We start from the raw sequence: 13,622 nt of genomic DNA, 5'->3' as shown, positions 1-13,622 counted from the left end.
GGCGCTAGACGACCCGGTAGCGGCGCAGGCGCCAGCTGGCCAGGGCCAGCAGCAGCACCGTGGGCGCCAGCAGCTGCAGCAGCGCTCGCAGGGCCTGGGTGCGTACGATGCCGGGGTCTTCTTCCTGCCAGCGAAACACCGGCATGGCCGCGAAGTCTGCGGGCGCGATGGCGCGGCCGGCTTCGATGCGGGGCAGGAAAAAGTCCTTCCAGGCCTGGTGGTAGGCGTCGATCTGTTTCATGAAATGGGCATGGCGGCGCTGGCCCGTGCCGGCCAGGGCGGTGATGCCCTCGTAGGCCACCGCCGCGGGCGACAGTACGCTGTAGCGCGCCACCAGCGCCTGCTGGCGGGCCAGCTGGGCGTCGAAGCGGTCCAGCTCGGGCTGCATGGCCTCGTCCACCTGGCGCTCGACGCGGGCCTGGCCCATGGGCCGGCCGGTGATCTCCAGGCGGCCGTCGTGGGGGATCAGCACGTCGGGCTTGTCCATGTGCTGGTAGTCGGTGGACAGCAGCGCGGCGTTGTCGCGCATGGCCAGTGCGGTGGCGACGCGGGTGCGGGTGGCCAGTTCGGCGCGTGACGGCGCGGGGCTGGCGAAGGCGGCGGCCAGGTTCAGCAGCACCGGCGCCACCAGCACCAGCAGCACCCACCCCACCATCAGGATCATGGCATTGGCTGCCGACGATTTGCCGAAGGCATTGACGGCCACCACGGCGGCAAACCAGAACAGCGCATAGGCGCCGACCAGCAGCGCCCACCACAGTGTCGTGCCGGCCGCGTGCAGGGCCTGGGGGCGCACCAGCAGCAGGGCCGCCATGGGCAACAGCACCGCGGCCCCCAGCAGCACGGCGGCGCGCAGCGAGATCTTGCCGGCGATCAGCGTCAGCAGCGTCAGGGGTTGGGACAACAGCAGCCGCAAGGTACCGTCTTCTTTCTCGCCCGACAGCAGGTTGTAGCTCAGCGCAAAGATCAGCAGCGGCAGCAGGTAGACCACCACGAATGCCAGGTCGAAATGCCCGCTGAGCAGGTGCCAGGGGTTTTCGATGTCGTTGTTGTGGATGAAGTTGACCTTGCTTTGGTAGGTCACCTTGAATTGCGACGGAAACAGATCGGTCTGGCCCAACGCCACCGGCGCCAGGGCCACGCTGGGCATGACGGCGTAGTGCGCGCCCAGGCCGCCGCCCATGTTGGCGGGGCTGGCCGGGTTGCCGAATGGCGTGGGCGTTTCGCGGCCATCCATGATGCGGTTCAGCTGCGCCAGCTGGCCGGCGCGGGCCTGCGCATCGGCGCGCACCAGCGCGGCCTGGGCCTCGTCGCGCAGCGAGGTCTGCCACAGGCCGTTGAAGATGGCATAGGCCACCAGCAGCAGGAACAGCAGTCCGCACAGCCACAGGGCGCGCTCGCGGGTCAACAGGCGCAGTTCGTGCCGCAGCACCAGGGCGTAGCGGCGGGATTGTCGGGCGTGCACCAGGGGTCTCCTACAGGGCGGTCTGGCGAGCTACGGCGCGCCAGGCAAAGGCCAGGCTCAGCAGCAGCGCCGCGGCCAGCATCAAGAGGCTCAGGCGGGCTTCGTGCAGCGCCCAGCCGGCCGCGGGCGGCTGGTACTGGAAGGGCGGCACGCGGGCCCACAGCGACGGGCTGGCCTGATATGAAAAGTGCTGGTGGTCCAGCGTGTCGGCGTGCGCGACGAGGTCGGCGCTGACGATGTCCTGGATCACGCGGCGCTGGCGTTCGGCGGCCACGGTGAAGTCGCGATGGTGCGCGAAGTCGGTGCCGGCCATCGCGGCCGAGAATGCGCGGATGGCCAATAGCGGCATCAGCCAGCCGGCGGATTCCTGCACGGCCTGCTGCCTTTCCCAGGTGTCCCACAGGCCGCCGAAGTGGCGGTCGTAGACGGCGTAGCTGGACTGGTCGTCCAGCTTGAGTGCCAGGCCCCATTGATTCAGCGGCACGTCGCGGCTCCAGCGTTCGGTGGTGCCGAAAGCCTGCATCCACACGCGGTCGGACGTGGCTTTCAGGTCGTCCTGCAAGGCCTGGTTGAATTCCAGCCGGGTGGGGCTGGGATGCACGCCGCGCGAGAGCTCGGCCATGACGCGCGGGGCGACCACGGTGTTGGCGATCCATAGCGCCAGCAGCACCGTAATGGCCACGCGCGATGACCGCGCGGCCGCCGAGACGCCCAGCGTGATGAAGACGAAGGTGGCCAGGTACAACGCATAGCCGGCGCCCAGCGCGACAAGGCGCCATAGCGCGTCGGCGCGTCCGCCGGCCAACCACACGGCCAGGCCTGCGGCGATGGCTGCGGGCACGAGCAGCAGCGCCAGGCTCATGCCCAGCGCGCAGGCCTTGCCCCACAGCAGGCGCCAGGGCGCGACACCCAGGCTCAACGTCTGGCGCAGGATGCCCTGTTCGCGTTCGCCCGAAAACGCGTTGAAGCCCAATACGATCACCAATAGCGGCCCCAGCGCTTGCAGGATCCACGCGGCCGACAGGTCGCCAAAGCGTTGCAGGCCGGTGGCATCCTGCGCCGGCCGGAATTTCACTTCGCTCTGGCGGTGCGCTTGCAGCCACACGGTGCTGCCGATGTAGGGGTTGATGCCGGCGTCCAGCAGCGCCAGGGCCGTGTCGGGCTTGAAGACGTGCATGCCCTGGTGCGCGGCATCGTGCGGATGGCGCGCGCCCTGCTTGAGCCAGTCGCCGTAGTCGGCGTTCTGGGCGGCGGCCTGCTCGGCGCGCGCTTCCTGCTGGTGCAGGTAGCCGACCGCCAGCGCGGTCAGGAGCAGCACGGCCACGATGCCGCCGGCCCAGTAAAGGCGGCCGTCGCGCAACCGTTCGCGCAGGTCCTTGAAGGCGATGAGCAGGATCATGCGTCGGCCTTCATGTGGGCCAGGTACAGGGCTTGCAGGTCGGTGTCGCTGATCTGCCGGCTGTCCAGGCTGTCGACCAGCCGGCCGCGCTTCATGATGCCGACCCGGGTGGCGGTCTGGCGGGCGTGGAACAGGTCGTGGGTGGTGTTCAGGATGGCCACGCCGCGTTCGCTGGCGCGTTGCAGGAGCCGCGTGAATTCTGCCGCCGCCGAGGGGTCCAGGCCGGAGGTCGGCTCGTCCAGCAGCAGGGCGCGCGCGTTCTTGGCCATGGCCACCGCGATCCAGACCTTTTGCCGCATGCCCTTGGAATACGCGGCCACGCGCTTGTCGGCCGCCGCCGCTTCCAGCCCCACGTCGGCCATCAGTTCCAGCAGGCGGGCGCGCGGCGGGGCTTCGCCCAGCGCCAGTGCGGCGAAATAGCGCAGGTTTTCCAGGCCCGTCAGCGTGCCGTACAGGTTCACCTGCTCGGGGATGTAGGCCACGTGCTGCTTGGTGGCCAGCGGCTCGCGCGCCGCATCCAGGCCGTTGATCAGGGCCTGGCCGCCGTCGGGCGCGATGAAGTTCAGGAACAGGTTGATGGTGGTGGTCTTGCCGGCGCCGTTGGCGCCCAGCAGGCAATAGATTTCACCCGGCTCGATACGCAGGTCCAGCGGATGCAATGCGATCTGGTCGCCGTAGCGTTTGGTCAGGCCGATGGCTTCAAGCACGGGGTGTCCTTCGTAATTAGTTATGTTATATCATAACAATAATGCCGTCCACGAATCGTCCGCGCATGAAAAAGGGCGCCTTTGCAGGCGCCCTTGAGGGTGGCAAGAGGAACGATCAGGCGTCGATCCGCTCCACCTTGCCCACCAGCAGGATGTACGACAGCGCGCCCAGCAAGGCCAGCGACGACACGTACACGATGGCCGGCGCGAAGCTGTCTTTGGACACCAGGAAGCCGATCACGATCGGCGTGCAGATCGATGACAGGTTGCCCACGAAGTTGAACACCCCGCCCGTCAGGCCCAGCAGCCGCACCGGCGCCAGTGCCGACACCAGTGACCACGTGATCGAGGCCAGGCCGTTGCCGAAGAACGCGACGGCCAGAAAGAAGATGACCCAGGGCGTGGAATCGGTGAAGTTGGCGCCGATCATCGACGTCGAAATCAGGAGGCCCAGGATGATGGGCAGCTTGCGCGCCAGGCCCACGGTGGCGCCGCGGCGGATCAGGAAGTCGGACAGCACGCCCGAGCACAGCACGCCCACGAAGGCCGCCAGGAAGGGCACCGACGCCAGGAAGCCCGACTTGATGAAGTCCATGCCGCGGTACTTCACCAGGTAGGTGGGGAACCAGGTCAGGAAGAACCACAGCGTGGACGTCAGGCAGAACTGGCCCAGGTACACGCCCCACAGCTTGCGCTTGGTCATCACCAGGCCCAGGTCGTTCCAGTTGAACGGGGCCTTCTTCTCCTTCACATTGCGGTCCAGGTCGACCACGCCGCCGCCTTTCTGGATGAGTTCGATCTCGGCCGCGTTGGCGCCCTTGAACTGGCGCGGTTCGCGGTAGATCAGGTACCACAGCACGCCCCAGATGATGCCCAGGAGGCCGGTGCTGACAAACACCATGTGCCAGCCGTAGTGGTGCTGCAGCCAGGCCAGCACGGGCGTCAGGAACGCCAGGCCGACGAACTGGCCGGACGTGTAGAAGCCGATGGCGGTGGCGCGTTCCTTTTCCGGGAACCAGGTCGTGACGACGCGGTTGTTGATCGGATAGGCCGGCGCTTCCAGCGCGCCCACGGCCAGGCGCAGCACGAACAGGATCACGAAGCTGCCCGCAAAGCCCATGAAGAACGTGGCCGCGGACCACAGGATCAGCGCGGCCGCGTACAGCACGCGCGGCGACACGCGGTCCACCAGCCAGCCGCCGGGGATCTGCATGGCGGCGTAGGTCCAGCCGAAGGCCGACAGGATCAGGCCTTCATGCACCGTGTCCAGGCCGAACTCGTCCTTCAGGGCGGGGGCGGCGATGGACAGGTTGCTGCGGTCCAGGTAGTTGATGACGACGGTGATGAACAGCATCACCATGATGAGATAGCGGCTGCGCGTGGGCCGCTGGGCGCTTTGCAGGCCCGGGTGGGTGGCAGTGGTCAAGGGGGTCTCCTCTCTCTTTTATCGGCGTGCGGGTCGGCGGCTTACCATTCGGCGAAGCTGCCGTCGGCATGGCGCCAGACGGGGTTGCGCCAGCGGTGGCCGACGGCGGCGCGTTCCTTGACGTATTCCTCGTTGACCTCGATGCCCAGGCCCGGGCCTTGCGGAATCGCGACCATGCCGTCTTCATAGGCGAAGACTTCGCGGTTGCTGACGTAGTCCAGCAGGTCGTTGGCGGCGTTGTAGTGAATGCCCAGGCTTTGCTCCTGGATGAACGCGTTGTAGCAGCCGGCGTCGATCTGCAGGCAGGTGGCCAGCGCGATCGGGCCCAGCGGGCAGTGCAGCGCCAGCGCCACGTCATAGGCCTCGGCCATCGCCGCGATCTTGCGGGTTTCAGTGATGCCGCCGGCATGCGACGGATCGGGCTGGATGATGTCGACGTAGCCTTCGGACAGCACGCGCTTGAAGTCCCAGCGCGAGAACAGCCGTTCGCCCAGCGCAATGGGGGTGGACGTCAGCGGCGCCAGTTCCTTCAGGGCTTCATAGTGCTCGCTCAGCACCGGCTCTTCGATGAACATCAGCTTGAACGGGTCCAGCTCTTTCATCAGTACCTTGGCCATGGGCTTGTGCACGCGGCCATGGAAGTCCACGCCGATGCCCACGTTGGGGCCTACCGCGTCGCGCACGGCGGCCACGTTCTTCAGGCACTTCTCGACCTTGTCGAACGAATCGATGTACTGCAGCTCTTCGGTGCCGTTCATCTTCACGGCGGTGAAGCCGCGTTCGACGGCGCTCTTGGCGGCCGCGGCGGTATCGGCCGGCCGGTCGCCGCCGATCCACGAATACACGCGGATGCGGTCGCGCACGTTGCCGCCCAACAGCTGCGACACCGGCACGCCCAGGTGTTTGCCCTTGATGTCCCACAGCGCCTGGTCGATGCCGGCCAGCGCGCTCATGTGGATGGCCCCGCCGCGGTAGAAGCCGCCGCGGTACAGCACCGTCCAGTGGTCTTCGATGTTGCGCGGGTCTTTGCCGATCAGGTAGTCGGACAGTTCTTCGACGGCGGCGGCCACCGAGTGGGCGCGGCCTTCGACGACGGGCTCGCCCCAGCCGACGATGCCGGCGTCGGTTTCAATCTTCAGGAAGCACCACCGCGGCGGCACGATGTAGGTGGTGAGCTTGGTGATCTTCATGCTTGGGTCTCCTGGGCGGGATAGGCGCGTTGCCAGGCCGCGATGAATGCGCGCGCGTTCTGGCCGACTTCGGCGGCCGACAGGCCGGGTTTGTACAAGGCGGAGCCCAGGCCGAAGCCGCTGGCGCCCGCCTGGGCGTAAGTGGAAAGGTTGTCGGGCGTGATGCCGCCGACCGGCACCAGCGCGATCGGCGGGCGCATCACGGCGCGCCAGGCCTTGAGCACGACGGGGCCGAGCTGTTCGGCGGGGAACATCTTCAACACGTCGGCGCCGGCGGCCAGCGCGGCAAAGGCTTCGGTGGGCGTGGCCACGCCGGGGCAGGACGCGAGGCCAGCGGCCTTGGCCGCGCGGATCACGGCCGGGTCGCTGTGCGGCATCACGATGATCTCGCCGCCGGCGTCCTTGATGCGGGCGACGTCGTTGGGGTCGAGCACCGTGCCGGCGCCGACCAGGCAATCGGCCGGCAGCGCGTCGCGCATGGCGCGGATGCTGGCCAGCGGCTCGGGCGAATTCAGCGGCACTTCGATCAGGCGAAAGCCCGCGGCGTAGAGTTCACGGGCGACAGGCACGGCCTCGGCAGGCGTGATGCCGCGCAGGATGGCGATCAGGCCGCAGTGGCCCATGGCGGTTTGCAGTCCGGGATGGATCATGGCGTTTCCTTGTTCGATGCAGGCGATGTCGAGGGGGCCGCGTGGGCGGCGGGCACCAGCCCGGCGCAGACCGCCAGGTGCCACAGGCCGCGTTCGGTGGCGTTGCGGGCCTGTTCGGGCGTGCCCAGGCCGTAGTGGCGCAGCGCCAGGATGTAGCGCTGGCACAGCGCGTCGTCGCCGCACAGCACGATGCGCGGCAGGTCGCCTTGCTGGCGCAGCATCTCGGCCAGAGCCGCGACTTCGTGGCCGATCAACAGGCCCGACAGGTAATCGGCTTGCGAAGCGCCGGCCAGTTCGCCGGTCAGCCCCAGCGCACGCGTGCTGAAAATCGTCGACAGCACACCGGCGCGGCCAGCGGGGGCGCCCGCCACTTTCACGCCGCGCTCGAAGGCGGCCATGTCGGGCGCGGGGGCTTCGGTCATGGTGCGGCCCAGGATGGTGTGGCCACGCAGCGCGGCGTAGACCTCGCCGGTCATGAAGGTATCGAAGTGGGTGACGCGGCCGCGGCGCGCGTTGACCCATTTCGAATGCGTGCCGGGCAGGCCGATCAGCACATCGTCCGCGCCGCCGCCCGCCTGGTCGAACAGTACGCCGAACACCTGGGTCTCTTCGCCACGCATCACATTGGGCAGGCCGTGGCGCTGGATCAGGCCCGGCACGATATGCACCGGCGTCGCGTCCGCGCGGTCGATGCGGGTCAGCAGCGTGCCGATGCGGGGCAGGTCGACCGGCACGTCCAGGTAGGCGGCTTCCTGCCAGCCTTGCGCGCTGCCCACCATGCCGCAGGCAATCACGGGCAGCGCCGGCTCGGCACGAAGCCAGTCGCCGCAAGCCTGTTCGAAAGCCAGTTCGAAACCCGACTGGGTGCTGGCGGTGGCTGCGCCATCCTGCAACGGCTGGGGCAGCCGCATGATGCCCCAGGGCAGGTGGCGGGTATCCAGCGTGCGGCCGGCGCCGTCCAGGCGATAGGCGCGCAACGAAGAGGTGCCCCAGTCCAGCGCTATCAGCGCCGCGCGGGCAGGCGATCCGGAAGTCATCAGGTGTCTGTCTCGTCTCGGGCCGCCGCGTGGCCCGGTCCGCGTGTGGGATGCGGAGCGGCGCGCGCCGGCCTTGTTGTCGTCGAGCCCGCGGGCGGCGTCTTGGCGCGCCGGGCGGGCAGTGCGAAAAATTCTAGATCAGCGCTTGAAAAATCTCAAAATATAGAATTAAATCCCACATATAGGGAAGGCGCCTGTGGCAAGATACCGGGCAGCCATCCCGCTTCGCCCGTCTCTTGAATCTGCCGTATCCATGACCGCTTCGCCGTCCCCCGCCTCTTCTTCCCCGATCGATCCCGATGCCGCGGCCCCCGCCGGCACGCAGACGCTCATGCGCGGCCTGGCCGTCATCCAGGCGGTGGCGGGCGGCGCGCGCGACCTGAAGGAAATCTGCGCCCGCATCGGCGTGGCGCGCAGCACCACGCACCGGCTGGCCAGCTGCCTGGTGCAGGAACGCTATCTGCGGTCATTGGCGGGCGTGGGTTACGTGCTGGGCCCCAAGCTGATCGAACTGGGCTTCCAGGCGCGTGAAGCCTTTCCCATGGCGACGCTGGCGCGGCCCTATCTGGACAGCCTGGCCGCGCAGACGGGCGACACCATCCACCTGGCGGTGCGCGACAACGACGAAGTGCTGTACCTGGAAAAGATTCCCGGCAAGAAAGGCCTGGAAATGCGGTCGCGCGTGGGTCATCGCATGCCGCTGGCCGCCACCGGCGTGGGCAAGGCGCTGCTACTGGATGCCGACGAACCGCAATGGAAGGCGCTGCACCGCGTGGGCGCGCCGGTGTCGTCGCGCGCGCCCGGCGGCCGTCAGACCTGGGAAGCCTTCCGCGACCGCATGCGCGACTACGCCGCCCGCGGCTATGCGTTCGACCTGGAAGACAACGAGCCGTCGATCCGCTGCGTGGCTGCGCCGGTGCGCGATGCGTCCAGCGGCATCGTCGCCGCGATCAGCGTGTCCAGCACGGTGCCGTACATGTCGCTGGACCGCATGCAGGAAATGGTCGCCGTGGTGCAGGGCGCGGCGGCCGATATCTCGGCGGAACTGGGCTGGAAGGTGGCGCGCGGCTGATGGCCGCGCGGGGGTCAGGCGGCCCCTGCCAGCGGTGGCAGCGGCAACAGCTGCCGCGCAATGTTCTCCATGGCGCTTTCCAATTCCGCGACCAGCGCCTGCGCGGCAGGCGACAGCGAGCGATCGCGCCGGTGCAGCAGGCCAATGTAGCGGCGCGCCGATGCATCGCACAGCGGGGCGGCACGCAGCCCCGCCAGATTCAATTCCGGCAACGCCAGGCGCGGCAGCACGCTCACACCCAGGCCCTGGCGCACCATGCTGGCTGCGGTGCCCATGTTGGTCACGTCATAGCGCAGCGCGGTGACCGGCGCACCGACTTCATCACGCACCGCGCGGTCGAACTGCTGCCGCGCGTTCGAGCCCTGCGATAGCAGCACCAGGTCATAGCGCAGCACATCGCGCCAATGCAGCAGCCCCGGCGCATCCCCCAGCGGATGGCCGGCGGGAAAGATGGCGCAGAAGCAGTCTTCGGCCATCGGCGTGAAAGACAGGTCCGACACCGGCTCGGGCAGGGCGCCCACCGCGAACTCGATCTGGTTGGTGCGCAGCATGGCCATCAGCTCATCGTTGTGCGCTTCCACGACGCGCACTTTCAAGGCCGGATGCGCCCGGCTTAGCGTGCCCACGGCCGCGGGCAGCAAGGCCAGGGCGGTTGACGGCAGGGCGCCCAGCGCAACGCTGCCGCGCCGCACGGCCGCCAGGTCCGCCAGGCTGCGGTAGGCCTCTTCCAGGTCGGCGATGGGCCGTTGCACCCGGGCATAGAAGTCCTGGCCCGCAGAAGTCAGGCTGATGCTGCGCGTCGTGCGTTCGAACAGGCGCAGGCCCAGCACTTCTTCCAGGTCCTGGATCAGGGCCGTGAACGACGGCTGCGTGACGCCCAGCTGATTGGCCGCGTGCGTGAATGAACCGGAGTCCACCGCCAGCAGAAAGGCCTTGAGCGGCCGGTATTTAATATTTATAGCCATAGACTAAGAATATTAGAAAAATATCTATTTGTGTCTAATAATCGACCGGCCGATGATGACGCCTACCGAAGAACTCCCGGACCCAAGACGTTATGGACGCATCGAGCCACAAGCCCTTCCGCTTGGGCGCCAACTGGCGCCAAAGCCAAGACGGCGACGCCGTCATCACCTCCATCAATCCGGCCGACGGCAGCATTGCCGGCATCGTCACGCGCGCCACGGCGCAGGACGTGGACGCCGCCGTCGCCATTGCCTGGGACGCGTTCCAGAACAAGCCCTGGCGCAAGCTGCGCCCCGACCAGCGCGCCGCCACCCTGTATGAGATCGGGCGGCGCCTGTCCGCCGAGCGCGAGCCGCTGGCGCGCTTGCAGATGCAAGACAGTGGCAAGCCCTGGAAAGAATGCCTGAACATGGTCGACAGCGCGGCGGGGCATTTCCGCTATTACGCCGCCGTGTGCGAGACCTGGCAGAACGAGATGACCTCGCCGCGCGGCGAATATTTCTCGATGGCCCTGGCCGAACCGTTCGGCGTCATCGCGGCGATCACGCCGTGGAATTCGCCCATCATGAACGAAGCCCAGAAGGCCGCCCCGGCACTGGCTGCCGGCAATGCCGTGCTGCTCAAGCCCTCCGAGGAAACGCCGCAGCTGGCGCTGGAACTGGCACGCCTGTGCAGTGAAGCCGGCCTGCCCGAAGGGTTGTTGACGGTGCTGCCCGGCCATGGCGAAGACGTGGGCGCGGCGCTGGTCAAGCATCCGGGCGTACGCATGGTGTCGTTCACCGGTGGCACCGAAACCGGCCGCATCATCGGCGGCATCGCGGGCCAGCGCCTGATTCCGGTGGGCCTGGAACTGGGCGGCAAGTCGCCCCACATCGTGTTCGACGACGCCGACCTGGACCGCGCGGTGGCGGGCGTGATTTCGGGCATCTTCGGTTCGGCCGGCCAGAGCTGCGTGGCCGGCTCGCGCCTGTTCGTGCAGAAATCCCTCTACAAGCGTTTCATGGACGAACTCGTGACCCGTACGCAGCAGGTGCGCGTCGGCCTGCCGGACGACCCTGCCACGCAGATGGGCCCGCTGGTGTCGCGCGCCCATCGCGACAAGGTCGCGGGTTACGTGGATATCGGCCGCGCGGAAGGCGGCCGGGTGCTGGTGGGCGGGGCCGCGCCGTCGCAGGCCGCGCTGGCCAACGGCTGGTTCTACCTGCCCACCATCATCGACGGCCTGGGCAACCAGGCGCGCGTCTGCCAGGAAGAGATCTTCGGCCCGGTGCTGGTGGCGTTGCCCTTCGAAGACGAAGACGACGTGATCCGCCAGGCCAACGACATCCCCTTCGGCCTGGGCGCCGGCATGTGGACGGGCGACTACGCCCGCGCCTGGCGCGTGGCCCGCGACATCGAAGCGGGCTCGGTCTGGATCAACACCTACAAGCAATCGCACATTGCCACGCCGTTCGGCGGCTTCAAGGCCAGCGGCATCGGCCGCGAAAAAGGCCTGCATGGCCTGCGCCTGTACAGCCAGGTCAAGAGCCTGTACTGGGGCATGCACGACAAACCGATGGGACTCTGAACACCATGACGACTGAAAAGAAAAATGCGGCCCTGACGCTGGCCGATTCCCGCATCCTGATCGCCGGCGCCGCCAGCCTGGTGGGCTCGCACACCGCCGACGCGTTGCTGGCCGCGGGTGTGCGCGAGGTGATCCTGCTGGACAACTTCGCCTTCGGCACGCCCGAAGCCATCGCCCACCTGCAGGACAACCCGCGCGTGAAAGTGGTGCGCGGCGACCTGATGCGCCTGCCCGACCTGCTGGCCGCCACCGAAGGCGTGGATGGCGTGCTGCACCTGGCCGCCTACATGACGCTGGGTTTTGCGCAGACGCCGTGGCAGGCGGTCGACGTGAACGTGCGCGGCGCGCAGAACATGCTGGAAGCCTGCCGCGTGAACAAGGTCAGGAAGCTCGTCTTCGCCTCGTCCAATGCCGTGTATGGCTACGGCACGGGTATCGCGGGCGCGCTGGTGGAAAACGGCCCCTTCCATTCCGTGGGGGCGCCGCCCGCCGCCATCCTGTACGGCGCGTCCAAGATCATGGGCGAACAGCTGTGCCGCCAGTACTACCAGAAGGCCGGACTGGACTACGTGGTGCTGCGCTATTCCACCGTGTACGGCGAACGGCAGCACTACCGCGCCGCCAATTCGCTGTACATCATGGAAACCTACGACCGCGTGCGCAAGGGCGAACGCCCCGTGCTGCCGGGCGACGGCACCGACACCAAGCATTTCGTGCACGTTTCGGACGTGGCGCGCGCCAACGTCGCGGCGTTCCAGAGCGCGGCCACCGACGTGGCCGTGAACGTGTCCGGTCCCGCGCCCATCACCACGGGTGAGCTGGTGCGCTTGGTGCTCGACTACTGCAAGAGCGACCTGCAGCCCGAGATCAAGCCCGACCCCCCGGGCACCGTGCGCCTGACCTCGGGCGGCGCGTTCCACATTCCGCACGACCTGGCGGGCCAGCACATCGGCTGGCAGCCCAAGGTCGGCATGGCCGAGGGCGTGGCGCGCCTTCTGGCCTGGCGCGAGCAGCAAGGCGACGGCTGACGTTACGAGCCAGCCGCGCCCGTGCAGTCCCGTGCACCGCGCCATAGAGCGCGGGCACTTAAAAAAAGTGCCGATCAGGCACACCACAAGGAGACAAGGCAATGAGGAAGCTGAAAAGCATGGGCGGGGCGCTGCTGGCCCTGGGATTCGCGTTGGGCAGCGCCGTGGCATCGGCCGCGGGCTTTCCCGACAAGCCGGTGACGCTGGTGGTGCCGTATCCGCCAGGCGGGGCCACCGACGTGATTGCGCGGCTGATCGCCGAGAAACTGCCTGCGGCCTGGGGGCAGCAGGTCATCGTCAACAACCGCCCGGGCGCGGGCACCACCGTGGCCGCCGAAGCCGTGGCCCGTGCGCCTGGCGATGGCTACACGCTGTACATGACGACGGCGGCGCACACCATCAGCGCCAGCCTGTACAAGAAGCTGAACTACGACCCGCTCAAGGACTTCGCGCCGCTGACGCTGACCTCGACGATTCCGCTGGTGCTGGTGACGGCGCCGTCGCTGCCGGTAAAGAACCTGGCCGAACTCATCGCCTACGGCAAGGCCGCGCCGCAGGGCCTGAGCATGGCGTCCACCGGCAACGGCACGCCCCAGCACCTGACGGGCGAACTGTTCAAGGCCAAGACGGGCATGAAACTGGTGCACGTGCCGTATCGCGGCGACGCGCCGATGCTGACTGACCTGATCGGCGGCCAGGTGCAGATGGCGTTCGTGACCCTGTCGGCGGCGCTGCCGTACATCCAGTCGGGCAAGTTGCACGCGATTGCGCTGGCGCATCCGCGGCGGGTACAGGCCATCGGCCAGGTGCCCACGCTGGACGAAGCCGGCATGAAGGGCTTCGAAGCCGCGACCTGGTTCGGGCTGTTCGCGCCCGCGAGCATGCCGGCGGACCTGCGCGAGAAGATCTATCGCGACGTCGCCAAGATCGTCGCCACGCCCGAGATGACCAAGAAACTGCAGGACATGGGCGGCGAGGTGAACAACTCTTCGCCGCAGCAGTTCCAGTCTTTCATCAACGCCGAAGCGCAGCGCTGGGCCGAGGGCGTCAAGCTTTCCGGCGCACAGATCGATTAACGCCCGTTCATCCCGAGATGGCCAGCGCGCCATCCCGAC

Annotated in this window: 12 protein-coding genes; 4 read left to right on the top strand and 8 right to left on the bottom strand. The window is 67.9% G+C overall.

The features are described from left to right. Nucleotides 1–4: 4 nt before the first annotated feature. From U858_RS0116160 to U858_RS0116130, 7 genes are all read right to left on the bottom strand, one after another. Nucleotides 5–1,465, bottom strand: a complete 1,461-nt coding sequence (locus U858_RS0116160) for an ABC transporter permease subunit (protein ID WP_025138186.1) — start codon at nt 1,463–1,465, stop codon at nt 5–7. A gap of 10 nt (nt 1,466–1,475) precedes the next feature. Beyond that, on the bottom strand, nt 1,476–2,864 hold the full coding sequence (locus U858_RS0116155; RefSeq protein WP_025138185.1) for an ABC transporter permease subunit: 1,389 nt from the start codon (nt 2,862–2,864) through the stop codon (nt 1,476–1,478). After that, nucleotides 2,861–3,571: an ABC transporter ATP-binding protein gene (locus U858_RS0116150; RefSeq protein ID WP_025138184.1), complete on the bottom strand. Its 711-nt coding sequence runs from the start codon at nt 3,569–3,571 to the stop codon at nt 2,861–2,863. The genes U858_RS0116155 and U858_RS0116150 overlap by 4 nt, the downstream gene beginning before the upstream one ends. Before the next feature lie 115 nt (nt 3,572–3,686). Beyond that, nucleotides 3,687–4,997 carry an MFS transporter gene (locus U858_RS0116145; protein ID WP_025138183.1) on the bottom strand — a complete coding sequence of 437 codons (1,311 nt, stop codon included), beginning with the start codon at nt 4,995–4,997 and terminating at the stop codon, nt 3,687–3,689. A 41-nt stretch (nt 4,998–5,038) separates the two neighbouring features. Beyond that, nucleotides 5,039–6,187 (bottom strand): galactonate dehydratase, encoded by a 1,149-nt coding sequence (dgoD, locus tag U858_RS0116140; protein WP_025138182.1) that lies wholly within the window; start codon nt 6,185–6,187, stop codon nt 5,039–5,041. Then, nucleotides 6,184–6,837 (bottom strand): 2-dehydro-3-deoxy-6-phosphogalactonate aldolase, encoded by a 654-nt coding sequence (locus U858_RS0116135; RefSeq protein WP_025138181.1) that lies wholly within the window; start codon nt 6,835–6,837, stop codon nt 6,184–6,186. The genes dgoD and U858_RS0116135 overlap by 4 nt, the downstream gene beginning before the upstream one ends. Then, on the bottom strand, nt 6,834–7,874 hold the full coding sequence (locus tag U858_RS0116130) for a 2-dehydro-3-deoxygalactonokinase (protein ID WP_025138180.1): 1,041 nt from the start codon (nt 7,872–7,874) through the stop codon (nt 6,834–6,836). Before U858_RS0116130 ends, U858_RS0116135 begins: the two co-directional genes overlap by 4 nt. 253 nt (nt 7,875–8,127) lie before the next feature. On the opposite strand from U858_RS0116130, the gene U858_RS0116125 reads away from it, so the two are divergent. Beyond that, nucleotides 8,128–8,946 (top strand): IclR family transcriptional regulator, encoded by an 819-nt coding sequence (locus U858_RS0116125; protein WP_025138179.1) that lies wholly within the window; start codon nt 8,128–8,130, stop codon nt 8,944–8,946. Between the two features lie 14 nt (nt 8,947–8,960). On the opposite strand, the gene U858_RS0116120 is transcribed toward U858_RS0116125, so the two are convergent. Next, on the bottom strand, nt 8,961–9,911 hold the full coding sequence (locus U858_RS0116120; protein ID WP_025138178.1) for a LysR family transcriptional regulator: 951 nt from the start codon (nt 9,909–9,911) through the stop codon (nt 8,961–8,963). A 92-nt stretch (nt 9,912–10,003) separates the two neighbouring features. Between U858_RS0116120 and U858_RS0116115 the strand changes: the two genes are divergently transcribed. The 3 genes from U858_RS0116115 to U858_RS0116105 all read left to right on the top strand — a co-directional run bounded on the left by U858_RS0116115 (nt 10,004) and on the right by U858_RS0116105 (nt 13,583). Further along, nucleotides 10,004–11,479, top strand: coding sequence for an aldehyde dehydrogenase (locus tag U858_RS0116115; protein WP_025138177.1), 1,476 nt, complete (start codon nt 10,004–10,006; stop codon nt 11,477–11,479). 5 nt (nt 11,480–11,484) lie between these two features. Next, a complete protein-coding gene (locus U858_RS0116110) occupies nt 11,485–12,507 on the top strand; it encodes an NAD(P)-dependent oxidoreductase (protein ID WP_025138176.1) in 1,023 nt (340 codons plus the stop codon). Between the two features lie 101 nt (nt 12,508–12,608). After that, nucleotides 12,609–13,583, top strand: coding sequence for a tripartite tricarboxylate transporter substrate binding protein (locus tag U858_RS0116105; RefSeq protein ID WP_025138175.1), 975 nt, complete (start codon nt 12,609–12,611; stop codon nt 13,581–13,583). Nucleotides 13,584–13,622 lie beyond the last annotated feature (39 nt).

Source organism: Achromobacter sp. DH1f, assembly GCF_000633435.1.
Classification (GTDB): Bacteria; Pseudomonadota; Gammaproteobacteria; order Burkholderiales; family Burkholderiaceae_B; genus Achromobacter; species Achromobacter deleyi.
This window is presented reverse-complemented; position numbering and strand designations above follow the sequence as displayed.

Coding starts and splice junctions, on each gene's coding strand:
- U858_RS0116155 (WP_025138185.1), bottom strand. CDS start 2,864: ATGATCCTGCTCATCGCCTTCAAGGACCTGCGCGAACGGTTGCGCGAC.
- dgoD (WP_025138182.1), bottom strand. CDS start 6,187: ATGAAGATCACCAAGCTCACCACCTACATCGTGCCGCCGCGGTGGTGC.
- U858_RS0116135 (WP_025138181.1), bottom strand. CDS start 6,837: ATGATCCATCCCGGACTGCAAACCGCCATGGGCCACTGCGGCCTGATC.
- U858_RS0116130 (WP_025138180.1), bottom strand. CDS start 7,874: ATGACTTCCGGATCGCCTGCCCGCGCGGCGCTGATAGCGCTGGACTGG.
- U858_RS0116125 (WP_025138179.1), top strand. CDS start 8,128: ATGACCGCTTCGCCGTCCCCCGCCTCTTCTTCCCCGATCGATCCCGAT.
- U858_RS0116120 (WP_025138178.1), bottom strand. CDS start 9,911: ATGGCTATAAATATTAAATACCGGCCGCTCAAGGCCTTTCTGCTGGCG.
- U858_RS0116115 (WP_025138177.1), top strand. CDS start 10,004: ATGGACGCATCGAGCCACAAGCCCTTCCGCTTGGGCGCCAACTGGCGC.
- U858_RS0116110 (WP_025138176.1), top strand. CDS start 11,485: ATGACGACTGAAAAGAAAAATGCGGCCCTGACGCTGGCCGATTCCCGC.
- U858_RS0116105 (WP_025138175.1), top strand. CDS start 12,609: ATGAGGAAGCTGAAAAGCATGGGCGGGGCGCTGCTGGCCCTGGGATTC.